The 23,727-nt window shown below is 71.4% G+C and carries 20 protein-coding genes and 1 pseudogene; 8 read left to right on the forward strand and 13 right to left on the reverse strand.

Annotated features, from left to right (window positions below; translation table 11 throughout):
• Positions 1-221: 221 nt before the first annotated feature.
• The gene (gene leuD, locus ACQPXB_RS09890) at positions 222-824 is read right to left on the reverse strand and encodes a 3-isopropylmalate dehydratase small subunit (protein WP_366590595.1); all 603 of its coding nucleotides are present in this window, start codon (positions 822-824) and stop codon (positions 222-224) included.
• Positions 825-850: 26 nt separating this feature from the next.
• Positions 851-2,278, reverse strand: a complete 1,428-nt coding sequence (gene leuC, locus ACQPXB_RS09895) for a 3-isopropylmalate dehydratase large subunit (protein WP_366590597.1) — start codon at positions 2,276-2,278, stop codon at positions 851-853.
• Positions 2,279-2,421: 143 nt separating this feature from the next.
• Here leuC and ACQPXB_RS09900 point away from each other — a divergent pair, with 143 nt between their 5' ends.
• From ACQPXB_RS09900 to ACQPXB_RS09910, 3 genes are all read left to right on the forward strand, one after another.
• Positions 2,422-3,123: an IclR family transcriptional regulator gene (locus ACQPXB_RS09900; protein WP_220237623.1), complete on the forward strand. Its 702-nt coding sequence runs from the start codon at positions 2,422-2,424 to the stop codon at positions 3,121-3,123.
• Between the two features lie 258 nt (positions 3,124-3,381).
• Positions 3,382-3,912, forward strand: coding sequence for a hypothetical protein (locus ACQPXB_RS09905; protein ID WP_366590602.1), 531 nt, complete (start codon positions 3,382-3,384; stop codon positions 3,910-3,912).
• A gap of 868 nt (positions 3,913-4,780) precedes the next feature.
• Positions 4,781-5,449: an HU family DNA-binding protein gene (locus ACQPXB_RS09910; RefSeq protein WP_386948476.1), complete on the forward strand. Its 669-nt coding sequence runs from the start codon at positions 4,781-4,783 to the stop codon at positions 5,447-5,449.
• A gap of 2,236 nt (positions 5,450-7,685) precedes the next feature.
• Here the strand turns inward: ACQPXB_RS09910 and ACQPXB_RS09915 are convergent.
• Genes ACQPXB_RS09915 through cofC form a run of 3 tightly spaced genes read right to left on the reverse strand, consistent with a single transcriptional unit; the run spans position 7,686 to position 11,814 of the window.
• A complete protein-coding gene (locus tag ACQPXB_RS09915; protein ID WP_432851039.1) occupies positions 7,686-8,639 on the reverse strand; it encodes an NUDIX hydrolase in 954 nt (317 codons plus the stop codon).
• Positions 8,636-11,125 carry an RNA degradosome polyphosphate kinase gene (locus ACQPXB_RS09920; protein WP_366590550.1) on the reverse strand — a complete coding sequence of 830 codons (2,490 nt, stop codon included), beginning with the start codon at positions 11,123-11,125 and terminating at the stop codon, positions 8,636-8,638. Before ACQPXB_RS09920 ends, ACQPXB_RS09915 begins: the two co-directional genes overlap by 4 nt.
• A 56-nt stretch (positions 11,126-11,181) precedes the next feature.
• The gene (gene cofC, locus ACQPXB_RS09925) at positions 11,182-11,814 is read right to left on the reverse strand and encodes a 2-phospho-L-lactate guanylyltransferase (RefSeq protein WP_432851041.1); all 633 of its coding nucleotides are present in this window, start codon (positions 11,812-11,814) and stop codon (positions 11,182-11,184) included.
• Positions 11,815-11,926: 112 nt separating this feature from the next.
• On the opposite strand from cofC, the gene ACQPXB_RS09930 reads away from it, so the two are divergent.
• From ACQPXB_RS09930 to ACQPXB_RS09940, 3 genes are all read left to right on the forward strand, one after another.
• Positions 11,927-12,631 (forward strand): lysophospholipid acyltransferase family protein, encoded by a 705-nt coding sequence (locus ACQPXB_RS09930; RefSeq protein ID WP_386948469.1) that lies wholly within the window; start codon positions 11,927-11,929, stop codon positions 12,629-12,631.
• Positions 12,631-13,656, forward strand: coding sequence for an NAD(P)H-dependent glycerol-3-phosphate dehydrogenase (locus ACQPXB_RS09935; RefSeq protein WP_366590557.1), 1,026 nt, complete (start codon positions 12,631-12,633; stop codon positions 13,654-13,656). The genes ACQPXB_RS09930 and ACQPXB_RS09935 overlap by 1 nt, the downstream gene beginning before the upstream one ends.
• Positions 13,657-13,841: 185 nt before the next feature.
• Positions 13,842-14,321, forward strand: coding sequence for a cysteine dioxygenase (locus tag ACQPXB_RS09940; RefSeq protein ID WP_366590559.1), 480 nt, complete (start codon positions 13,842-13,844; stop codon positions 14,319-14,321).
• Positions 14,322-14,324: 3 nt separating this feature from the next.
• Here ACQPXB_RS09940 and ACQPXB_RS09945 read toward each other — a convergent pair whose 3' ends face one another.
• The 7 genes from ACQPXB_RS09945 to ACQPXB_RS09975 form a co-directional block, all read right to left on the reverse strand.
• Positions 14,325-15,323 carry an asparaginase gene (locus tag ACQPXB_RS09945; RefSeq protein WP_366590561.1) on the reverse strand — a complete coding sequence of 333 codons (999 nt, stop codon included), beginning with the start codon at positions 15,321-15,323 and terminating at the stop codon, positions 14,325-14,327.
• Between the two features lie 9 nt (positions 15,324-15,332).
• A complete protein-coding gene (locus ACQPXB_RS09950) occupies positions 15,333-16,154 on the reverse strand; it encodes a class I SAM-dependent methyltransferase (protein ID WP_432851045.1) in 822 nt (273 codons plus the stop codon).
• Positions 16,151-16,528 carry a VOC family protein gene (locus ACQPXB_RS09955; RefSeq protein ID WP_366580580.1) on the reverse strand — a complete coding sequence of 126 codons (378 nt, stop codon included), beginning with the start codon at positions 16,526-16,528 and terminating at the stop codon, positions 16,151-16,153. The genes ACQPXB_RS09950 and ACQPXB_RS09955 overlap by 4 nt, the downstream gene beginning before the upstream one ends.
• Positions 16,529-16,604: 76 nt before the next feature.
• Entirely contained in the window at positions 16,605-18,122 is a 1,518-nt protein-coding gene (locus ACQPXB_RS09960) for a PQQ-binding-like beta-propeller repeat protein (RefSeq protein WP_366580582.1), read from the reverse strand.
• Between the two features lie 125 nt (positions 18,123-18,247).
• A complete protein-coding gene (locus ACQPXB_RS09965) occupies positions 18,248-18,979 on the reverse strand; it encodes an FAD:protein FMN transferase (RefSeq protein ID WP_432851047.1) in 732 nt (243 codons plus the stop codon).
• Positions 18,979-19,389 (reverse strand): FMN-binding protein, encoded by a 411-nt coding sequence (locus ACQPXB_RS09970; protein ID WP_366580585.1) that lies wholly within the window; start codon positions 19,387-19,389, stop codon positions 18,979-18,981. The genes ACQPXB_RS09965 and ACQPXB_RS09970 overlap by 1 nt, the downstream gene beginning before the upstream one ends.
• Positions 19,390-19,399: 10 nt before the next feature.
• Complete coding sequence (locus ACQPXB_RS09975) at positions 19,400-20,755, reverse strand: ferredoxin reductase family protein (RefSeq protein ID WP_432851049.1); 1,356 nt, start codon at positions 20,753-20,755, stop codon at positions 19,400-19,402.
• Between the two features lie 139 nt (positions 20,756-20,894).
• On the opposite strand from ACQPXB_RS09975, the gene ACQPXB_RS09980 reads away from it, so the two are divergent.
• Positions 20,895-21,599, forward strand: coding sequence for a response regulator transcription factor (locus ACQPXB_RS09980; protein WP_432851051.1), 705 nt, complete (start codon positions 20,895-20,897; stop codon positions 21,597-21,599).
• Positions 21,596-23,047, forward strand: coding sequence for a sensor histidine kinase (locus ACQPXB_RS09985; RefSeq protein WP_366580591.1), 1,452 nt, complete (start codon positions 21,596-21,598; stop codon positions 23,045-23,047). Before ACQPXB_RS09980 ends, ACQPXB_RS09985 begins: the two co-directional genes overlap by 4 nt.
• Here ACQPXB_RS09985 and ACQPXB_RS09990 read toward each other — a convergent pair.
• Positions 23,019-23,721 (reverse strand): annotated as a pseudogene (locus ACQPXB_RS09990) (pyridoxamine 5'-phosphate oxidase family protein). The gene ACQPXB_RS09985 and the pseudogene ACQPXB_RS09990 overlap by 29 nt on opposite strands.
• Positions 23,722-23,727: the final 6 nt, after the last annotated feature.

Genomic DNA, 23,727 nt, shown 5'->3' on the forward strand with positions numbered 1-23,727 from the left:
TCTTCGTCCACGGCCACGTCGGCCGACTTAGCGCACACGGTATTACCAACGCAGCACAAATTCCAAACGGCACGCGGAATTTTCCCTTGCCCGGGGAGTGGTTCCGCCTCCCGAGAGACCCTTCCGGGGCCGGGGGAGGTGCCGTTTGGCGTGGGCGAAGCAACCTTTCGCCGGGGCACGGATTCCCTTTCCGAGCAGGGAATCCGTGCCCCGGACGAGGGCTAGGAGGCCGGGATCGGGGTGGTCACCGGCTTCCAGGAGGGCCGGGCCGATTCGAACTCGGTGATCTCTTCGGCGTGGCGCAGGGTGAGGCCGATGTCGTCGAGCCCCTCGAGCAGGCGCCAGCGCACGTAGTCGTCGATCTGGAACGGCGCGGTGAAGTCCTTGGCCCGCACGGTCTTGGTCTCGAGGTCGACCGTGACCTCCGTGCCGGGCTCGTTCTCGAGCAGCTTCCACAGCAGTTCGACGTCCGACTGCTCGCACTGGGCGGCCACCAGACCGCCCTTGCCGGAGTTGCCGCGGAAGATGTCCGCGAAGCGGGAGGCGATCACGGCGCGGAAGCCGTAGTCCATCAGCGCCCACACGGCGTGCTCGCGCGACGAGCCGGTGCCGAAGTCCGGGCCGGCGACCAGGACGCTGCCGCGGTCGAAGGGCTCCTGGTTGAGGATGAAGTCGTCCTGGGTGCGCCAGGCGGCGAACAGGCCGTCCTCGAAGCCGGTGCGGGTCACGCGCTTGAGGTAGACGGCCGGGATGATCTGGTCAGTGTCCACGTTGGACCTGCGCAGCGGCACCCCGATGCCGGTGTGCTGGGTGAACGGTTCCATGGTGGGAGCTCCTGTCTCGGGAAGGGTCAGACGGTGGCCAGGTCGGCCGGGGACGAGAGCGTCCCCCGCACGGCCGTGGCGGCGGCCACGAGCGGCGACACCAGGTGCGTGCGCCCGCCCTTGCCCTGCCGGCCCTCGAAGTTGCGGTTGGAGGTCGACGCGCTGCGCTCGCCGGGGGCGAGCTGGTCCGGGTTCATGCCCAGGCACATCGAGCAGCCCGCCTGCCGCCACTCGGCGCCGGCCTCGGTGAACACCTTGTCCAGGCCCTCGTCGATGGCCGCCTGGCGCACGCGCATCGAGCCGGGGACCACGAGCATCCGCACGGACTCGGCGACCTTGCGCCCGCGCAGCACCTCGGCGGCCGCCCGCAGGTCCTCGATGCGGCCGTTGGTGCACGAACCGAGGAAGACGGTGTCCACCGCGATCTCGCGCAGCGGCGTGCCCGGGGTCAGGTCCATATAGGACAGGGCCTTCTCGGCCGAGGCGCGCTCGTTCTCGTCGACGATCTGGGCCGGGTCGGGCACCGAGGCGCCCAGCGGCAGGCCCTGGCCCGGGTTGGTGCCCCAGGTCACGAACGGGGTGAGCTCGTCGGCGTCGAGGTGCACCTCGGCGTCGAACTCGGCACCCTCGTCGGTGCGCAGCTCGCGCCACGCGGCCACGGCGGCGTCCCAGTCGGCGCCCTGCGGCGCGTGCGGACGGCCCTTGAGGTACTCGAACGTCGTCTCGTCCGGGGCGATCATGCCGGCGCGCGCGCCCGCCTCGATCGACATGTTGCACACCGTCATGCGTGCTTCCATCGACAGCGCCTCGATGGCCTTGCCGCGGTACTCGAGCACGTAGCCCTGCCCGCCGCCGGTGCCGATCTTGGCGATGACGGCGAGGATGATGTCCTTCGCCGTGACGCCCGGCTTCAGTTCGCCGTCGACGGTGATCGCCATCGTCTTGAACTTGCGCAGCGGCAGCGTCTGGGTGGCGAGCACGTGCTCGACCTCCGAGGTGCCGATGCCGAACGCCATCGCGCCGAACGCGCCGTGCGTGGAGGTGTGACTGTCGCCGCACACCACGGTCGTACCAGGCTGTGTGAGCCCCAGCTGCGGGCCGATGACGTGCACGATGCCCTGCTCGGCGTCACCCATCGGGTGCAGCCGGATACCGAACTCCTTGCAGTTGCGGCGAAGGGTGTCGACCTGGGTGCGCGACACCGGGTCCGCGATCGGGAGGTCGATGTCGACGGTGGGGACGTTGTGGTCCTCGGTCGCGATGGTGAGGTCGGGGCGGCGCACGGGCCGCCCGGCCAGCCGGAGGCCGTCGAACGCCTGCGGGCTCGTGACTTCGTGCACCAGGTGGAGGTCGATGTAGAGCAGGTCCGGTTCGGCACCTTCGCCTCGGCGCACGAGGTGGCTATCCCACACCTTCTCCGCCAGCGTGCGGGCCTTGCCGGTCGGGCTGGTCATCTCCGGCTCCTTCCAAGGGGTTGGCCGGGAGCAAGGAACTCGGGCGACGTCCGAAGGCGGGGCGAGCCACGTCACGCGCGCAGCTCGAGTTCGTTTTTCCCAGATTCTGGACTTCCCAAACTTCGGGAAGTTAGTATCGCGTCGTGGGACAGCATAGCGGTATCGGAGTACTGGACAAAGCCGTGGCGGTGCTGCAGGCCGTCGCCGAAGACCCCTGTGGGCTGGCGGAACTCTGCACACGCACGGGACTACCGAGGGCGACGGCGCACCGTCTCGCCGTCGGTCTCGAAGTGCATCGGTTGCTGCGCCGGGGACCGGACGGCCGCTGGCGCCCGGGCACCGCGCTCGCCGAGCTGGCGGGCGGCTCGACCGACCCGTTGCTCGACGCGGCGAGCTCGGTGCTGCCGAAGCTGCGCGACATCACGGGCGAAAGCGTGCAGCTGTACCGGAGGGACGGCGTGCAGCGCGTGTGCGTCTCCACGGCCGAGCCGCCGAGTGGCCTGCGCGACACCGTGCCGATCGGCTCGCGCCTGCCGATGACGGCGGGCTCGGGCGCGAAGGTCCTCGCCGCGTGGTCGGATCCGCACACGCAGCGCACCATCCTCGCCGAAGCCGTGTACGGCGAACGCACCCTGCTGGAAGTGCGCCGCCGCGGCTGGGCGCAGAGCGTCGCCGAACGCGAACCCGGCGTGGCGAGCGTCTCGGCGCCCGTGCGGGATTCGTCGGGCACGGTCGTCGCGGCGGTGTCGGTTTCCGGGCCCATCGAACGCATCGGCCGCAAACCGGGCGCGCGCTGGGCCGCCGATCTGCTCGCCGCGGCGGACGCGCTCCAGGAACGGCTTTGACGCTCCGCCCCCGCTGACTCCCACCACTCTCCACCTCAGGCCGTCTCTCCTCCGGGAGAGGCGGCCTTCTTTTTTCGGCGGTGCCGCCGAACGGCCGTTCACCAAACGGGCGGTCGGCCGCCCGAACCTGTGCCGATCATCTGAGCCGGCTGAGAATCCGGCCGTCGCCTTCACGAGCGCACGACACCCGCCGATGGCACCCTGTCCCCACTTCGCGGCCCGACCGGCCGCGACCCTCCCAGGTGGACGGAGCCCTCCATGACCGAACTCAGCGACCTGATCCTCGCCGCCCGACGCGCCGGCGGCGCCCCGGACCCGGCAGCCGCGCTGTTGCGGCTGCAGCGGGAGGTCGCCGCGTCCGCCGCCGAGGTCCTCCGCCGGCTGCCGGGCTCCGGCGTCGACGAGCACGTGCTCCACGCCGAGCCGACGCTGACGTTGCTGCGGGTCGAGATCGGGCCCCGGACGGAGTACCCGCCGCACGACCACCTCATCCCGGCGTGCATCGCCGTGCTCGAGGGGCGGGAGACCAACACCTTCTACCGCGCGGACGGCTCGGGCCTCACGGGCGTGGGGGAGACCGACACGGCGGCCGGGTCCGTGCTGCCGATGGACGAGCGCGTGATCCATTCGGTGGCCAACCGGACCGCCGAGCGGTCCGTGGCGCTGCACGTGTACTTGGGGGATCTCTTCCAGCTGTCGCGGACGATCTGGGACCCGGCCACCGGCACGCCCGGGCCCTACAGCGACGAGCGGTACTTTGCGCTCGCCCGGACCACGGCTCCTGCCTGACAGTCCTGAGTGGACACTGTATCCTGGCTCTGACCTGCTGATCCCTGACGGCGCTCCGGCCGGCGCGGCTAGTCCGCGCTTCTGGCCGGGGCGCTTTTTCGTGTGCTCGCGGGGTCCTCGGGCTCGGTGTCGAAGGGGCCTTTCCCTCACTGGGCGGGCCGGGTGCTTCAGGTCACTCGCCGGGCCCGATGCCGGTCCCGGGCACGGCTTCGGGTGGCCGAACCGTCGTTCACCGCGCCGCCACCCGCTCGGCGGAATGCCGCCTGCCCTTGCGTCACACGGAACGCCGGTCCGGGGCCTTCGCCGGTCACACGCTTGGCCGAGTCGTCACGCGACCGGACCTGTGCGGCGCACCCGTTGCCGCTCTTGGGGGTTCTGCTTTGTCGGGTTTCGGGGCCGGCTCCGGTCCGCCGGCCGAGTCCTTTGCCGCCCAACGGCCGTCGCCGCTGCGGGGCCGCCGAACCCCGCCGCGGCAGGGGTTCCGACCCTTCCCGGGGCGCCCGGCCGGCCCCGCCGGGCCGTCGAGGACCCGGATTCGCGACGATCGTCGGGCCGCCGTTCGTCAGTCCGCAAAGGACACTCCCGGGCCCCGGGCAAGATCGCCTTCCGCCACTGGAGAAGCACGCGGTGGCGGTGGCGACTGGGCCAAAACCGCTGGTAGGGCCCCACTCCACGCGAACAATCGAACACAAGAGCGAATAAAGTGATGCCTATTCCGACCGTTCCCGAGCCCTTCGAAAGGGCAGACCGCAGACACGCCAACGGAAAAACCAAGGGTCCCGTTTGGACTTCTCCGCGTTATGGGTAATACTATTGAAGAGTTCGGCCGACGTGGCCGTGGACGAAGAGTTCTTCTTGGAGGACTGGAATGGCCAACAAGGCCCAGCTGATCGAGGCGCTGTCGGAGCGTCTGGGCGACAAAAAGGTTGCTTCGGAGGCCGTCGACGGTCTCGTCGACATCATCATCCGGACGGTCAACAAGGGCGAGAAGGTGAACATCACCGGGTTCGGTGTGTTCGAGAAGCGTGCCCGTGCCGCCCGGACCGCGCGTAACCCGCGCACGGGTGAGACGGTGCGGGTGAAGAAGACCAACGTGCCGGCCTTCCGTGCGGGCACGACGTTCAAGGACGTCATCTCCGGCACGAAGAAGCTGCCCAAGGCCACCGCCGTCAAGCGCACCACCACCGCCACGGCTGCCACCGCTTCCCGCGCGACCACCACGCGCGCGACCGCGGCGACCGGCACGCGTGCGGCTGCCTCGCGCACCACGGCGACCCGCCCGGCCACCACGCGCACCACCACGCCGCGCACCCGCGCCGCCGCCGCGAAGCCGGCTGCCGCGACGAAGACCGCCGCCGCCAAGCCCGCCACGACGCGCGCGAAGGCCGCCACCACCAAGGCTGCCGCCGCGAAGCCGGCCGCCAAGGCCACGGCGACCAAGGCTGCTGCCGCGAAGCCAGCCGCTGCCAAGCCTGCTGCGAAGAAGGCCGCTGCCAAGCCGGCCGCCAAGCGCACAAGCGCTGCGAAGAAGAAGTAACACCACCCCGGCGGTTACGTCGGGACGTGCACTTCACGGCAGGGCCCCCTTCCTGATTGGGAGGGGGCCCTGCCGCATGTGTGGGGTAGGTGGGTGGCGGGCGTGATCAGTCGGGGAATGCTCGGCTGGGGCAGGGAACCGCGCTTCTATTGCCTGGCTTGGTCGCCCGGCTGCGGCCCGCGGCGGTGCCACTGCGCGCCTCTGGCCTGCGGGATCACTGCCCTGCACGGGAATGACGGGGCCTGCACGGCCTCTGGCTGTCGCAGCGCAGAACAGTGGACAAGAACGCGCTGCCGCATAAGTCGAGAGCCCACGGCGAACAGGGCGGCCGCCCGCACGCCGGTGCGACAGGGTGGGGCGGCGGGCTAGTCCTGCGGGCTCCGGCGAGACGGCTGCCGCGCAAGCATCGCAATGCCGGGCAAACAATCACGCCGCAGTTGCTGCGGTAGACCGTTGCGGCACTAGGCCCTGCTCACTGCCCGAGCGCCGCACCCAGGAACGCGGGACAGGCAGTCAACATCAGCAGAGTGAGGCCTCGGGCTCGGGCCGGCCGCTCTGCCACACGGCGGGACGCCGAGGCGGGGACCATGTCCAGGAGATGTGCGGCGGACATGCGCGGAAGATCACGACGGGGCTCGGCGACGTGTTCCCCACACTCTTGATCGGCAGGATGCCCGAGGCGGGATGCCTCGAAAATGGTGTGCTACCTGCATGTTCGCGCTTGAGGCTCAGGCAGGGTTGCGAACGACGTGGCCGATCGACGGCTCCCGTATTTGTCGAGGGAGTGGGCTGTGCCGGGACGACCTGGGGCCGGCGGTGGTGTGGCGCGAGAGAAGTGGTGTGCCATCTGCATCTTCGAGCATCAGGCTCAGACCGGGTTGTGAAAGGGCGTGGCCGAGTGGCGGGGTGCCGCACCGGTCCTCACGTATCTATTGAGGGGTGGTTGTGCCGGGTGGGCCTGGGCCGGCAGTTATGTGGTGCGCTACCTGCGTGTTCGCCCTGCGGGCCGACTTGGGGTCGCGGGTGGTGTGGTCGGACGGTGGCTTGCCGAGCCGGTTCTCTCGCGTCTGTTGGGGATTGGGCTGTGTGGGGGTGACGCGGGTCGGTGGTGGTGTGGTGGGCGGGAAGTGGCGCGCTAGCTGCGTGTTCGCCCTGCGGGCCGACTTGGGGTCGTGGATGGTGTGGTCGGACGGTGGCTTGCCGAGCCGGTCCTCTCGCGTCTGTTGGGGATTGGGCTGTGTGGGGGCGACGCGGGTCGGTGGTGGTGCGGTGGGCGGGAAGTGGTGTGCCACCCGCGTGTTCGTGCTCCGGGCCGACGTCGGGTTGCGGATGGTGTGGCCGGGCGGTGGGGTGCCGTAGAGGGCCTCTCGTATCTGTCGAGGGAGTGGGCTGTGCCGGGACGACCTGAGGTCGCAGGTGGTGGTGTGCAGGAAATGGTGTGCCACCTGCAGGTTCGAGATCTCGGTCCGTGCGAGGTCGATGGGGCGGTGAGGCCCCACCGATCCTCCAGCATCTGTCGCAGGTTGGTCGCGGTGCTCGGAATGGCTGGGGTGATCAGGCGCGTGGCTGAGGGGCGGTCTGCTGGGGGGCGCGAGGGTGTCGCACCCGCGCCGGTAGGAAGGCTGCTGGGGCCAGGCAAAGCGGGTGTAGCGCGGCGTTCCCACGGGCCTGGCCGGAGCGGTGGGGCGGCCGGATGAACTCTGTCCCACGTTCGTCGTTGCGAGGATCGCGCGCGGCTGGGAGCCGGAGCGGCGGCGGAGTCGGGTGGATCGGCTGCGGGGCAACGCATCGGAGACCCAACCGCCAGAAGTGGCCTGGAGCTGCGGATTCACGCCCCAGCGCGAATCGGTGGAAGGCTCAGCCGAGACCGTTGCCGCAGCAGGAGTCCCAGGCCTGGGAGCCTCCCCGGGGCGGCGAGGGCCAGAGAACAACGGAGGCTTCGGCAGAACCCCAACAGGCAGCCCACAGCACTCCTGAGCGCCACTGCCGACGAGATCCGCGCCCCAACGCGACGTGAAAATTTCCCCCACCCCGGAGCCCTTGATCGGCCGTTCGGGCGGACTTGTGTACCCATAGTCGGCCACCCCGACATAGCCATCTCTATAGAATCGCCGGCACCCGCGAATAGCGAGCCCACCACTTTTCGAGCGCATTCGAACACCGCCATTCCCGAAACGCGGAAGGCCTCCCCGGCGACTGGCACAGCCGGCGGGGAGGCCTGAACAGAAGAACTGCGTCAGTGCCGCGAAGGGGCGGGTGCGGGCAACGGCGTCGGGTAGTAGTCCGCGGTTGCGAGGCGCGGGCCGACGTCGCCGGCGGGCGGGAGGAAGGAAAGGACCCAGAGGGAGCCCTTCTTGCTGGGGACGACGCCGCCGCGGGCGGCGGCGAGCTCGGTGCCGTCGCGGTCGGCCAGGGCGCTGATCAGGTCCGGGATCACGCCGCCCTGGCTGGCGATCAAGGGGGTGCCCCCGCCGCCGGCGATGGCGAGGAGGCGGGCGATGCCGAGGACCGGGTCGGGCCAGTAGCCCTCTTCCGACAGGAGGTTCTCGTGGCGCACGTCGACGCCGAGGTCCTCCGCGACGCCGCGCACGGTCTGCACGCAGCGAAGCCGCGGGGCCGAGAAAACGCGGTCCGGGCCGAAGCAGGGCAGCAAGGCCCGCAGGGCTTCGGCCTGGCGCTGGCCGGCGTCGGACAGGGGACGCAGGTCGTCGTCGCCGGTCCAGTCGTCGCGTTTGCCCGCCTTGGCGTGGCGGACGAGCAGCACGGTGATCAACGACACCGGCAGCGTGCAGAACTCGCGCAGCACGCGCACGTCCGTGTCGCGCGTGAGGAGCCGCTCGGCGTCGACCGGGTCGAGCCAGCGCAGCTCGTCGACCTCGGCGTTGGCCAGGAAAGTCCCCGAGACGGCTTCGCCGCTGAAGTAGTCGACGGTCTTCTTCAGCACGCCACCGCCGCTGCGAGCGGGCACGTCGTACGCGCTCTGCGCGACGTGGCGCCCCAGCACCACGCGGTAGCCGGTCTCCTCCCACACCTCCCGCACCGCGGTGGCGGCGAGGGTTTCCCCTGAATCGACCTTGCCCTTGGGCAACGACCAGTCGTCGTACCGCGGTCGGTGCACCAGGGCTACCTCGAACCCGTCGCCGGCGCGGCGCCACAACACCGCACCGGCTGCGCGGACGTCCACGCTCATCCGGCGGCCCCGTGCAGCTTCGCGAGCTCCACCTGGTGGTCGCGCACCTGCGAACCGGCGCCGGGTGAGGGCTGCCACTCGCCGCTGGCCGTGAGGACCCAGCAGCGCGTGGTCGGATCGAGTGCCGAGTCGAGCACGGCGTCGAGCTGCTGCGTGAGCTTCGTGTCCTTCACGCGCACCAGCGCTTCGATGCGTCGGTCGAGGTTGCGGTGCATCATGTCGGCGCTGCCGATCCAGTGCGTGCCGCCCGCGCGGAAGTGGAACACCCGCGAGTGCTCCAGGAACCGGCCCAGGATCGAGCGAACGCGGATGTTCTCCGACAGCCCCTCGACACCCGGCTTGAGCGCGCAGATCCCGCGCACCACCACGTCGACGGGCACGCCGGCCTGCGAAGCGTGGTAGAGCGCGTCGATCACCTGCTCGTCGACGAGCGAGTTGCACTTGATACGGATCCCGGCGTCCTGCCCGGCGCGCGCGAGCTCGATCTCCTCACCGATCGCGCGCACGATGCCGCGGCGGATGCCGTGGGGCGACGTGAGGATCGTGCGGTAGGTGTCCTGCCGGGAGTAGCCGGTGAGCACGTTGAACAGGTCCGTCACGTCGGCGCCGATGCTCGGGTCGGCCGTGAACAGGCCGATGTCCTCGTACAGGCGCGCGGTCTTCGGGTTGTAGTTGCCGGTGCCGATGTGGCAGTAGCGCCGGATGGTCGCGCCTTCCTGGCGCACGATCATCGACACCTTGCAGTGGGTCTTGAGCCCGACGAGGCCGTAGACCACGTGCACGCCCGCGCGCTCCAGCGTGCGCGCCCACGTGATGTTGGCCTGCTCGTCGAACCGCGCCTTGATCTCGACCAGCGCCACGACCTGCTTGCCGGCCTCGGCGGCGTCGATCAGCGCGTCGACGATCGGGGAGTCGCCCGACGTGCGGTAGAGCGTCTGCTTGATCGCCAGCACCTTCGAGTCGGCCGCGGCCTGCTCGATGAAGCGCTGCACGCTCGTGGAGAACGAGTCGTAGGGGTGGTGCACCAGCACGTCGCCCTCGCGCAGGGTCGCGAACACGCTCTTGGGCGTCTCGCGCTCGCCGAACGCCGGGTGCGTCGCCGGCACGAACGGCCGGTCCTTCAGCTCCTTGCGGTCCACACCGGACAGCTGGTGCAGACACGTCAGGTCGAGCAGGCCCGGCACCTCGACGACGTCGGCCGGGTCCACCTCGAGCTCGCGCAGCAGCAGTTCGAGCATGTGCTCGCTCATGTCCTCGGCGACCTCGAGCCGCACGGGCGGACCGAAGCGCCGCTGTGCCAGCTCGCGCTCGAGGGCCTGCAGCAGGTCCTCGTCGCGGTCTTCCTCGACCTCGAAGTCGGCGTTGCGGGTGACGCGGAACACGTGGTGCTCCGTCACCTCCATGCCGGTGAACAGCTCGCCCAGGTGCGCGGCGATGAGCTCCTCCAGCGGCAGGAACGTGGCCGTGCGGCTGGTGCGTTCGGTCTCCACGCGCATGAGGCGCGGCACGTTGCTCGGCACCTTCACGCGGGCGAAGCGCTCCGTGCCGCCCTGCGGGTCGCGCACCGTCACCGCGAGGTTGAGCGACAGGCCCGAGATGTACGGGAACGGGTGTGCCGGGTCGACGGCCAGCGGTGTGAGCACCGGGAAGATCTGCTCGGAGAAGTAACTCGACAGGCGCAACTGGTCGGCACCGGCGAGGTCCGCCCAGCCGACGAGCTGGATGTCCTGCTTCGCGAGCTCCGGGCGCAGGTGGTTCTCGAACGCGCCGATGTGGCGCTCCACCAGGTCCTGGTTGCGCTTGGCGATGTAGTCGAGCTGCTCGCGCGGCGTGAGGCCGTCGGCGCTGCGCACGGACAGGCCGGTGTCGTCGCGGCGCTTCAGCCCGGCCACGCGGACCATGTAGAACTCGTCCAAATTGGACGCGAAGATGGCCAGGAACTTCGCCCGCTCCAGCAGTGGCTGCGACTCGTCCTCGGCGAGGGCGAGCACCCGCGCGTTGAAGTCGAGCCAGGACAGCTCGCGGTTGAAGTACCGGTCGTCGGGCAGCGTTTCGACGGCGGTCGGCGCGGCGGAGGTGACGGCGGGCGGAGCCGAGGGCACGCCGCGGAAATCGTCGCCCGAGGCGTCGACCGCGGCCGTGGTGCGCCGGGCCGTGGGCCGGGTGGTCTCCGGCGTGGCCACGGCCGTGGCCGCGGTGGTCTTGCGGGCCCGTGAGGTTTTCACCGGCGCGGTTTTCGGCTCGCTCTTGGCGGTCTTGGCCTTGCCGGCGGCGTTGGTGCCCGCCTTGGCCGCGGTCGCGCGGGCGGCCGTCGTCACCGCGTCCGCGGAAGCGACGCTCTTGCTCGGCGGCGTCTTCTTCGCTGCGCTGGTGTGTCGTGCGGGGCTTCCAGGCGCCTCAGCTTTCGCCGCGCTGGCCCTGCGCCGCCGGGCGGGCTGTCCGTTCCGGGCGGATGTGCTGGCGTCGTCTGTGCTCACGACGCCCATTGTTCACTACGAAGCAGCAGTTTGCGCAGACCGCGGTGAAGGTCAAATGAACACCTTCAACCCAATGGGACGGTTCCGTCGGGCAGCAGTGCCGCCGTGCGTTTGCCGACGCCCAGCGCGCGCACGTGTTCGAGATCGTCCGAAGTGTCCACGTCGCTGCGCAACGACACCATCGCGCCGGCCAGCGGGACGGCGCCGGAATCGGTGTGCCGCTGGGCGGAACCGGCGCCGAACCGCGGGTCGAGCGGCGCGCCGGGAGCCGACAGCAGCAGCGTGGTGCCCGTGCCCTGGTGGTCGGCGACGAACGCGCGCCGCCCCGCCGCCTCGGCCAGCGCGTCGGCGAAATCACCCGCGCGCAAGGCCGGCAGGTCGGCCTGCAGGGCGCCGACGATTCCGCCCGGCTCGCCGTCGCGCAGCAGAGCCGCACCGTGACGCAGGGCTTCGTTCAGCCCGCCGTCGCCCGGTTCGGTCACCAGCTCCACGCCCAGACCGGCCAGTTCGGACACCGCCGCCGGATCCGCGGCGACGACCAGCACGCGCCGCACGCCGGCCGCCGAGGTGACCGCCGCCAGCGTGTCGTACGCCAGCGCCAGCACCAGCTCGGCGTGCTCCGCCTCGCCGACCGCGCCACGCAGGCGCGACTTGCCCACGCGGGGGTGTTTCAACGGCACGACCAGGTCCACGTCCACCTGTCCATCTTTACCCGAAAGCTCCGTGGTGGGTGGTGAGCGCACCCTCCCTGGACTGCGTGAACCCCGGCGCGGCAGGATCTGCCCGAGTGGATCGTTCGGAGGAGGAGACTTGGCACGGCGTGAGAAGGGCGGCTTCTGGGTGGGGTTGGCCGCGTTCGTGTTCTACCCGCTGACCCGGATCGGGAAGCGGTCGTACCTCGGCGCGGAGAAGATTCCGCGCGAGGGCCCGGCGGTGCTCGTGCTGAACCACATCTCCCACCTCGACCCGGTGGTGGACGCCGTGTTCGTGCACCGCCAGAAGCGCGTGCCGCGGTTCTTCCTCAAGGACAGCCTGCTCAAGGTCCCGGTGCTCGGGAAGATCGCGACCGCGTCGGGCCAGATCCCGGTGTCGCGCAACTCCAGCGCGGCGGGCGACAGCCTGCGGGCCGCGCACGAGGCGCTGCGTGAGGGCAAGATCGTCGTGATCTACCCCGAGGGCACGATCACGAAGGACCCGGCCGGCTGGCCCAAGGAGTCGTTCACCGGCGTCGCGCGGCTGGCGCTGCAGAACGACGCGCCGGTGATCCCGATCGCCCGCTGGGGCACCAGCCAGATCTACAACGGCTACACGAAGAAGTTCACGCCGTTCCCGCGCAAGACCGTGACGCACCTGATCGGCGACCCGCTGGACCTGTCGGCCTACGAGAACGCCAACCCCCGCAGCGCCGCCACGCTGCGTGAGGTCACCAAGCTGATGATGGACGAGGTCACGCGGCTGCTGGGCGAGATCCGCCACGAGGAGCCGCCCGTGAAGAAGCCGGAGGACGGCGCCTGATGGCCGCCTTCGCCACCGACGTCCAGCGGGTGACGATGCTCGGCGCCGGCTCGTGGGGCACGGCGTTCGCCAAGGTCCTCGGCGACGCCGGCCGCGACGTGACCATGTGGGCGCGTCGCGAGTCGGTCGCCGAGGAGATCACGACGCGCCACTCCAACGAGTCCTACCTGCCCGGCACCCGGCTGCCCGAGCGCATCACGGCGACGGCCGATCCGGCGGCCGCGCTCGACGGCGCGCAGGCCGTGGTGCTCGGCGTGCCCAGCCAGAGCCTGCGCGCGAACCTCACGGCGTGGCAGCCGCTGCTGCCGCCCGAGGCCATCCTCGTGAGCCTGGCCAAGGGCGTGGAGCTGGGCACGCTCAAGCGGATGAGCGAGGTGATCGCCGAGCTGGCGAAGGTGGACGCGGGCGAGATCGTGGTCGTCTCCGGGCCGAACCTGGCCCGGGAGATCGCCGCCGCGCAGCCGGCCGCGGCCGTGGTGGCGTGCGCGGACCACGAGCGCGCGGTGGCGATCCAGCGGGCGAGCTCGAACCAGTACTTCCGCCCGTACACCAACACCGACGTCGTGGGCTGCGAGCTCGGCGGCGCGTGCAAGAACGTGATCGCGTTGAGCTGCGGCATGGCCGCGGGGCTCGGCCTCGGCGCCAACACGATGGCGACGCTGATCACCCGCGGCCTCGCCGAGATGGCGCGCCTGGGCACGAAGCTCGGCGCCGACCCGCTCACATTCGCCGGTCTCGCGGGTGTCGGCGACCTGGTGGCCACGTGCTCCTCGCCGCTGTCGCGCAACCGCACCTTCGGCGAACGCCTCGGTCGTGGCGACACGCTGGAGCAGGCGCAGGCCGCCACCGGCGGGCAGGTCGCGGAAGGTGTCGCGTCGTGCTCGTCGATCCGCGAGCTGGCGCGCAGCCTGGGCGTGGACATGCCGATCACCGACGCGATGCACCGCGTCTGCCACGAGGGTGTGGACCCGCGCCAGGCCGGCGCGGAGCTGCTGGGGCGCTCGCAGAAGCACGAGTGGAGCTGATCTCCCAGGGGCTGGGAAACGGTTGACCGGCGGGTCCGGCGCTGGTTCGCTGTCGGCGTGACGATGTGCCTGATGACTGTGCGGCCGGGGTCCTGTGACCTCCGCCCGGTCATGCCGTCGTGTCGCTGTTGTCGGTGAACCCAGCCCCGGCCCAGCTTTCCCCTTTTCTCCCGCGAGGAACGACCATGTTCGCCGTCCCGGACAACACCCTGCTGCGTCCCGAGAACCCCGCCCTGCGCCACCCCGTGCGCGTCGCCCTCGAGGTGGCCGCCGACCGCGAACGCTGGGCGAAGCTCCTGCGCTACGACCCCGACGAGCGCTTCTCCGCGCTCGTGGAACGCACTGAAGGTCAGGAGGTCTGGCTGCTGAGCTGGCTGCCCGGCCAGCACACCGACCTGCACGACCACGAGTTCTCGACTGGCGCGTTCACGGTCGTCTCGGGGCGGCTGACCGAGACCGTCGCGCGCCGTTCGCCCGACGACCGCGCGGTCACCGAGGTGCACGCGCTGGCCGCCGGGCAGTCGCGGGTCTTCGGGCCCGGGTACGTGCACGAGGTGCGCAACGACGGGCCGGACCCGGCGATCAGCGTCCACGTCTACCGCGACGGGCCGCGCGCGATGCGGCCGTACCACCTGGATCCGCTCGGTGGTCCGGTCCGGGACTGACGCTCAGCGGTCCAGGTCGCCGCGCAGGCGGAACTCCTGCTCGACGCGTTCGCGCGAGGCGCCGGTGGCGAGCAGGACCTGAAGCAGGACGCGGGCTTTGCGCGGGTCGAGCCAGCCCGCCATCGTCGCGCCGAGGCGGATCAGGCTCGACTCGGAGCCGTGGAACCCGTAGGTGCCGCGGAACGTCGTGCCCGCGCCGGTGCGGGAGGCGATGACGATCGGCACCTGCGCGTCGGTGATCACGTCCGCGGTCCCGCGCGAAACGTGGCCGACGCCGCTGGCCGCGATGACCACCCCGCGCGCGCCGCCGCCGAGGACCAGCTTGAGCAGTTCGCCGGAGTCCGCGATGCCCGCTTCCAGCAACGGAACCAGCCCCGAGAAGTCGGCGTTTTCCACCGCAAGCGCGGCCGGACGTCCGCCGGCCGGGTGGAAGTAGTGCACTGAGCGTTCCGCGAGGAGCCCGAGCGGTCCCGCCGGGTTCGAGGAAAACGCTTCGAGGTGGCTCGCGTGCGCCTTGCGCACCCAGCGGGCCGAGTGCACGTCGTCGTTGAACGCCACCAGCGCACCGCGGCCGCGGCTGCGGGGTTCGGCCGCGACGGTCAGCGCGGCCAGGAGGTTCGCGGGACCGTCCGCGCTGGGCAGGCTCGGGTTGCGCATGGCCCCGGTGACGACCACCGGCACGTCGTGGGGCCAGGTCAGCTCGAAGAAGTACGCCGTCTCCTCGAGGGTGTCCGTGCCCTGCACCACGACGAGTCCCGCCGCGCCCGCTGCCACCTGTTCCAGGCCCCATTCGCGGGTCCGCAGCAGCGTCTCGTAGTCCATCGACGCGCTGGAGATGCCGGCGAGCGTGGCCGCCGTGACGTCCATCGGCAGGTCGGTGCCGAGGTCGCCGAGCAGGTCCTCGGCGGTCAGCCGCGGCACCACCCCGGCTTCGATCGAGCGGCCGGGGGCCATGGAGATGGTGCCGCCCAGCGCGGCGACGGCGACAAGAGCACGAGTCATGCCCGCACTCTAGGAAACCTTCGCCGCCTGCAGCGTGTAGCTCGCCGCGAGGCGCCGCGGGTTCTCGCGCAGCCGCCATTCGCCGCCGTCGACCTGGTGCATTTCGTTCGGCAGCGCGTTCCACGGCACGGTGTCGTGTTCGGTGAACGCAGTGAGCGTGAGGCCGTTGTCCAGCAGCGCCGTGATGATTTCGCCCAGTGAATGGTTCCACGAGTGCGTGGTGGTCTTCTTGAGGGGACTGTCGGTGTCGACGTAGGTGGTGTCGTCGTCCCACACGAGCAGTTTCTCGTGCTCGAAGTAGTCGTATTTCGGCCACGCGCGCTCGGCTTCGTCGTCGAGGCCCCACAGCATCGGGTGGCTTTCGCGCAGGAACAACCGCCCGCCTGGCTTCAGCAACCGCGCCACGACCGTGGCCCACTCGGCGATCCGCGGCAGCCAGCACAGCGCGCCGACGCCGGTGTAGACGAGGTCGAACGCGCCTTCGCCGAACACGTCGACGGCGTCGTAGGTGTTGGCCTCGTGGTAGTCGATCTCCGCGCCGACGCTGTCCGCGAGCCGGCGTGCTTCGGCCAGCGAGCCGGGGGAGAGGTCGAGGCCGGACATCCGCGCGCCCAGGCGGGACAAGGAAAGCGTGTCCGTGCCGATGTGGCACTGCAGGTGCACGCCGCGCAGCCCGGAGACGTCGCCGAGGCGCGGGAGGTCGAACCGCACGACGTCGCTGAGGTACCCGGGGTCCGTGCGGAACCGCTCGAAGCCGTAGTACTCGGACTTCGCGTGCACCGCCGCGCGCTCGTCCCAGTTGGCGCGGTTGAGCTCGAACGAGTCGGTCACTTCGCCGCCTTCTCGGCCTTGCTGCGCAGCACGCAGAACTCGTTGCCTTCCGGGTCGTGCAGCACGGCCCAGCCGGTGCCGTCGGCGTTGCGCTGGTCGTCGAACATCGTCGCCCCGGCGGCGAGCAGGCGCTCGACCTCGGCGTCGCGCGGGCCTTCGGGCGTGAGGCACAGGTGCACGCGGTTCTTCACGGTCTTCGCCTCGGGCACGCGGATGAACAGCAGTGCGCCACCGTGGTCGAGCTCGATGCCGACCTCCGGGTCGCCCGGCTCGTCCTCCTCGGCGACCGGCCGGTCGAGGACGACGCTCCAGAACTGGGCCAGCGCATACGGATCCGCGCAGTCGAAGGTGGTGTTCTCGACGGTGGACGGCATCTGCTCCCCTTGCTCGGTCGGTCTGGCCGCAGTCTGCCCGAAAGGCCCGGTCTCGCGCGAGGCGGTTTCGCCGACGTCAGCTGGGGAAGCCGACGACGGGCGCGGGTGTGCCGCCGTACGTGCTGCGCGCCAGGACGATCGCGCCCGGCGCCGGCACGAGCCGCAGGCTCGACAGCGAGCCCGAGCCGTCCATTCGCACCACCCGACTGGTCGGCGCGCTGCCGTCGAAGCCCTGCACGAGAAGGGTCACGTCACGGCCGGTGTCCTGGCACGCGCGCAGGTAGGTGTGCCGGGTGGTGGCGTCGGCCGAGCGCACGGGACAGGCGCCGAGGTCGATTGGGTGCGTGGTGCCGGTGGCGGGATCGAGGGCTTTGGCGGACGTCTTTTCCTGCTCGATCACGGGAATCGGACCGACGTCCATGCGCACCCAGCGCGACGCGTCCGGCCGGGCCAGCAGCCGGCCGGTCTCGGTGTCGAAGAGCCCGTTGACGACCGAGCCGGGAACCGTCGTGCGGCCGAGAAGCCGCAGCCACACGACGGCGCCGTCGGTGGTGGTGGCGGGGGAGATGTCGAGCCGTTCGCTGTCGGGCCCGGTGGTCTCGACCACGTGGCGCCAGCGTTCGTGACCGGTCACTTCGTCGAGCGCGACGAGTCCCGCCGAACGCCCGCACTCCAGCGCGGCGAGCACCACCGTCCGGGCTTGCGCGGGCAAGGTGTACGGGTTCTGGCACCCGGCCGGCGCGGACCACTGCCAGCGCTCATCGCCGGTCTGGAGGTCGTAGCCGGTGTACGCGTCGTCGCGGACGGTCAAGGTCTTGGTGCCCACCAGGATCTCCCCGGTCTCGACCAGGACCGACGGCACCACGCGGTCGAAGCGCGCGGTGCCGGTGCCGGCGTCGAGGACGACCACGAGGTCGTTGCTGCTGTCGGTCTTCGACGCGAAAGCGGCCACGACCGTGCGCCGGTCGGCCGACACGAGCAGCGCGTGGACGCGGGCGCCAGGCCGGGCGTAGGACCAGTCGCGGCTGCCGTCGAGCCCGTCGAGCGCCGTCACCGAACCGTCCGCGGCCGCGACGACGACCCCGTGTCCCGCGGCCACCATCGCGCTCACGTCGGACGGCGGCTGCCAGGACCACTGCCGGCCGCCGGGCTTTTCGGCCACCGGTTCGGGCGTCAGGTCCGGCACACCGCGGGTCGTGCTCGCGGTGGCGGCCCGGTCCGCGGCGAACGGGCCCGCCACCCCCGCGGCCAGCACGACGATCGCCACCAGCACGCCGGCGGGCCGGATCCGCCACGACGTGGAGTCCAACAGCCCGACCGCCACCCCCACCGTGCCCACGGCGAGCACCGGGGTGTCCAGGCCGGGCACGCCACCTCGCACGTCGAGCACCAGCCGCACCACGGCGGCCACGGCGGTGGCGATCCCGAGGACCGCCGCGGCGATCCGCACCTTGCGCGAACGCGCCAGCCCCAGCACCGCGGCGACGACCGCCCCCGCGACGAACCACAGCAGCCCCACGCCGCTCGCTCTCGTCGCGCCCCCCGACAAGAACGGCGCGACCACCACGCACACCACACCGGTTACCGTCGTCAACCGCAGCACGTTCAGTACGACGCGGCTCGCCGGTCCGCGTTTCACCGCCACCGTGAACAGTCGGTGACAACGACATCACGCGGGCGCCGGTCAGAATCCCACCGAGTGCACTGTGGACACTCGACTCAGGCGAGCGCGAGGCCGGGGGAGCGGTGGACGCGCCGCTGGGCGTCGACGATCAGCACGCCGCAGCCGGGTTGGTCAGCGGCCCAGTCGATGCCGTCGGTGCCTAGTGCGAACGCGGCGGTGGCCAGCGCGTCGGCGTGGGTGAGGTCTTCGGCGACGACGGTGACGCTCAGCAGCCCGGTGGCGGGCAGGCCGGTGCGGCCGTCGAGCACGTGGGCGCCGCGTTCGTAGGCGGCCGAGGTGGCGACGGCGCCGTCGCGGGAAGCGACCACGGCGCAGACCGCTTCGGCCTGCTCGGGGTGGCGGATGCCGACGCGCCACGGCCGTCCGGGCTCGGGCTCGCCCGCGGTGACGACGTCGCCGCCGGCGTTGAGGCAGAACCGGCGCGCGCCCGCCGCGTGGAGGCGATCGGCTGCGCGCTGCACGGCCCAGCCCTTCACGACCGCGCACGGGTCCAGGCCACGGCCGGGCAGGCGAGCGGAGAAGGCGCCGCCGGAGAGGTCCTCGTAGTACGCGCAGAGGCCGAGCACTTCGTCGAGGTCCGCGCTGAGCTCGGTGGTTTCGCCACGGTCGTACCGGCAGACCTCGCTGCCGGCGCGGAACGGGCTGAAGCGGGCGTCGACCTCGCGCAGCCACCGGAACGCGTCGGCGATGGCGCCGGTGAAGTCGCCTTCGTCGCGAAGATCGAGCGACACCGGCAGGCCCATCACGTGCTCCAGGTGCGTGGCCATCAGGAGCCCTTCGCGTCGAGCGCCGCCTGCAGCGACTTGATGTACGACTCGCTCGTCTGCGTCGCGCCCGAGACGGTGTCGATGTCCGCGCTCTGCGCCTGCAGGGCTTCCTCGCGCAGCAGCGGGATCGCGTCGACACCGCGGCCGCTGTCCGGCTGCTGCACGAGGGTGACGTCGCTGATCCGGCTGCCGGAGAAGGACACCTGCACCTGCACGGTGCCGAACTCGGTCGACTCGGCGCTGCCCTGCGTGGTCACGGCGCCGGAACCGCCCGAAGTGGACGGTGCGGTGCTCGTTGTCGGAGCGGGGGCACTCGCGGCGGCGCTGCTCGTCGCCGGCGTCGGGTCGAACCGCCACACGGCCACGAACCCGGCGATCGACAGTGCGACCACGAAAATCGTCTTCTTCATCGGAAGCTCCTCACGCGGCCAGGCTGAAGCGTTCGGCGTGGACCTGGGTGCCGGGCACGCGCAGCTCCCGCAGGCTGCGCAGCACGGCCGACGTCATCCCGGGCGGACCGCAGACGAACACGTCGCGGTCGCCGAGGTCCGGCACCAGCGCGTGCAGCGCGGCGGGACCCAGCACGGGACCGTGCGGGCCGCGCAGATCCGACGGTCCACTGAGGACGTGCACGATCGCGCCGCGGGTCTTGGCCAGCGCGTGCAGCTCGGGCAGAAGCACGGCGTCGGCCGGGGTTCGCACGCGGTAGAGCAGCACGACGTGCCCGCTCACGTCTTCGAGCAACGCACGGATCGGCGTGATGCCGACGCCGCCGGCGACCAGCAGGGCGTTCGGTCGTTGCTGGTGGATGGTGGTGAAGGCGCCGTACGGGCCTTCGGCGAACACGCGCGTGCCGATCGGCAGCGACCGCAGGTTCGCGCTGGAGCTGCCGACGGCCTTGGCGGTAAGCCGCAGCGTGCGGCCGTCGGGCGCGGCCGAGAGGGAGAACGGGTTGGCCTGCCACCAGCGGTCCCGCGTGAGGAAACGCCACAGGAAGAACTGCCCCGCGCGCGCCGGCAGCCGGTCGAGGTCGCGCCCGGTCATGTAGACCGACACGGTGTCGGGCGACTCGGGCACCACGGCGACCACCCGCAACCGGTGCCGCAGGTTGCGTCGCAACGGCAGGAGCACGCGCCCGGCCAGCACCGCGAGACCCGCGCCCAGCCACAGCGTCCACCAGTACGCGCGGGCGGCCGGGTGGCTCGCGAACGACTGCCCGACGGCGATCTGGTGCGTGAACGCCAGGACCACCGCGGCGTAGGTGTAGAGGTGCACGAAGTGCCACGTCTCGTAGGCCATCCGTTTGCGCGCGAAACGAGCGGACGCCGCGCCGACCACGAGGATGAGCACGAACGCGACGATCGCCCGCAGGATCCCCTCGGTGGTATTGGCCAGCTGAACCAACTCGTCGGCCGCGTTGGTGCGCTCGAGGGCGGAGTAGCCGACGACCACCAGCACCACGTGGGCGACCAGCAGCCACAGCAGGCTGAAGCCCGTCCAGCGGTGCCACGACGTGAGCCGGTCCATGCCGAGCCGGCGGTCGAGCCACGGCAGGCGCGCGACGAGCAGCAGTTGCACGGCCATGGCCTGCGCCGCGTAGATGCCGGCGAGGCGCCCGGCGCTGATCAACGGGTCGTCCGACAGGTCGCCGTGGGCGAAGAACACCGTGGCGAGCACCACGTTGGCCGCCAGGAACGCGAAGATCCACGCCTTGGCGACCACACGGGGCGCCACCGCCGGACGGGGCGGGACGGCGATCGGGGTCAGGACACTCACGGGGAATCCCTTCGGCTCGGGTGTCACGAACGCCAGCGTCGCCGCGGAACCTGTGGCGGATCTGGGCGGAACCTGTCGACTGGCTGTCGGCCGGGCGCTCCGCTCGCGCGCCCGCGCGGTGGTCACGGAGGATGGTGGCGTGGACAACCCGAACCCGGTGCGGCTGCTCGTCGTCGACGACGAACCGCACATCGCCGATCTCGTCGCGACCGTGGCCCGCTACGAGGGCTGGCAGGCCGTGACCGCGGGATCGGGCGCGGCCGCGCTGACCCGCGCGGCGGAGTTCGGGCCCGACATCGTGGTGCTCGACCTGATGCTGCCCGACCTCGACGGCTTCACCGTGCTCGACCGCCTGCGCGAACACGGCAACGCCGTGCCCGTGGTCTTCCTGACGGCGAAAGACGCGACGGCCGACCGCATCGCCGGCCTCACGCGCGGCGGCGGCGACGACTACCTCGTGAAGCCGTTCTCCGTCGAGGAGCTGATGGCGCGGCTGCGGGCGGTGCTGCGCCGGAGCAGTTTTTTGCCGCCCGCTCCGCGCACCGCCGTGTTGCGTGTGGCGGACCTGACGCTCGACGAGGACACCCGCGAGGTCCGCCGCGGCGAACGGCTGGCGGACCTGACGCCGACGGAGTACGAGCTCCTGCGGTACCTCATGCGCCGCTCGCCGGCCGTGCTCACGAAGGCGCAGATCCTCGACCACGTGTGGGAGTACGACTTCGGCGGCCGGTCCAATGTGGTCGAGCTGGTGATCTCGCACCTGCGCCGCAAGCTCGACGACGGCGCCGAGCCGCTGATCCACACCGTGCGCGGCGTCGGCTACGTCGTGCGGGCGGGCCGGTGAAGCGGCTGCGGCGCTGGGCTCGCCGCTGGTACGCCGCGTGGCGCGCGTCGCGGCTCGGCACGCGGCTGGCGTTCGGGCTCGGCGCGCTGGCGCTGGTGGTTTTCGCGATCGTGGGGACCGTCACGGTCGGGTTCATGCACGGCTACCTCGGCCGCCGCCTCGACGAGCAGCTCAAGACGAGCCAGGTCGCGCAGGTGCCGGGACTGCGCAGCTCCCACGGCAACCCCGAAACCGTCTACTCGTGGTTCTCGGCGGTGTTCGAGGTCGACCGTGGCGTGGCGACGCCGCAGCCCGGCAGCAACCTGCCGACGGACATCACGCCGCTCGCCGACGTCGCTTCCGACGCGACGGGCGGCGACGTGTTCCGCACGGTGTACCTCCACGGCGACGGGCCCTACCGCGTCCGCGCCTGCCCGGTCGCGACGGATTCCGCCGGCAGCGGAACGGTGCTGCTGAGCGCGGCGCCGCAGGCGGACCTGGACAGCACGGTGCGGCAGCTGGTGCTGGCCGAGGTGATCGCGTTCCTCATCGCGCTGGCGATTCTCGTAGTGGTGGGACGCCTCGTGCTGCGCCGCGGCCTTCGACCGTTGTCGGACATGGCGGGCACGGCGCACGACATCGCGTCGCACGACCTCACGGCGACCGCGAACCTGCCGGTGCGGGCGACGGGTGAGGGCGGCGGCGCCGAGGTGGCGGAGCTGCGGACGGCGTTCAACGTGATGCTCACGCACATCGAGTCGTCGCTCGCCGCGCGGACGGCCGCCAACGAGCGCCTTCGCCGTTTCGTGGCCGACGCGTCGCACGAGCTGCGCACGCCGCTCACGTCGATCCGGGGCTACGCCGACCTTTTCCGCTACGCGGCGGCGAACGAACCCGAGGAACGCGAGGCGCACCTGGCGAAGATCCGCGAGGAGACGGCCCGGATGAGCGTGCTCGTCGACGATCTTTTGCTGCTCGCGCGCCTCGACGCCCACGACGCGGAGCCCCCGGTGCGGCCCGAACGGGTGGACGTCGTCCCGATCGTTTCAGCCGCGGCGGATGCGTTCCGGGTGGGGCGGCCGGCGCATCCGCTTTCGGTTTCGCTGGCTCCCTCGCCGGTTTTCGTCGACGCGGATCCCGTGCGGTTGCGGCAGATCTTCGACAACCTGCTGGCGAATGCCGCTGTGCACACGCCTTCGGGGACTCGGGTGGAGGTGTCGGTCTCCGTGGTGGATTCTCGCGCGGTGATCCGGGTCGAGGACGCCGGGCCGGGGATCGCGCCGGAGGATCAGCAGCGGATCTTCGACCGGTTCTTCCGCGTCGACAACTCGCGCACTCGGTCGGCCGGCGGCACCGGTCTGGGCCTGTCCGTGGTGCAGTCGCTGGTGGTGGAACACGGCGGCACGGTCGACGTGGCGAGCCGGCCGGGCCGGACCGTGTTCACCGTGTGGCTGCCTCTGGCGCGCTGACGCGTCCGGCGACGTGCTCGGGTATCTGCCAGCCGTCGGCCAGGTCGGCGGACGGTTCGGGCTCGCCGAAGACGGTCCTGACCGGGAGGACGCCGGCCCAGGCGGTGTTGGCGCTGACGTCTTCCGGCTCGTCGTCGGGGCCTTCGGCACGCAGCTTCACCGAGGCTTCGGTGAGGTCGAGCGCGAGGACGGAGACGGCGGCGAACTCCTTCGCGTTCACCCCGCGTGCGTGGTCCCACGAGCCGGGGGAGAGGTGGTCGGTGAGTACGCGCAGGGCGTGGAGTTTCTCGTCCTGGTCGGTGATGAGGCGCGCGCGGCCGAGGATGACGGCGCTGCGGTAGTTCATGGAGTGGTTGTTGACCGAGCGGGCGTAGACAGCCTCAATCCAAAACAGCCGTCGAGCTGTGTTTGATCGGCGCCGTGACGGTGACGCAGACGTCCAAATCCTGCGCGGCGGTGCGCAGACTGGCCGCGCCCGTGGAACCATGCAGGTAGAGCGTGTCGCCGTCACGGCCGTAGCCGGTGGGCAGCACGAGCGGTGTGCCGTCGCGGACGAGGCCGAGGTGGCAGATCAGGGCCTCGTCGAGCACGGCGTGCAGCGTCGCGCGGTCGGTGGCCGCGCGGTTCTTCTTGCGGCCGAGCGTGGTGCGGGGGGTCGGCGAGAGGCTGGTCATGTTCGC

Source organism: Amycolatopsis sp. CA-161197 (assembly GCF_050942255.1).
Taxonomy (GTDB): domain Bacteria; phylum Actinomycetota; class Actinomycetes; order Mycobacteriales; family Pseudonocardiaceae; genus Amycolatopsis.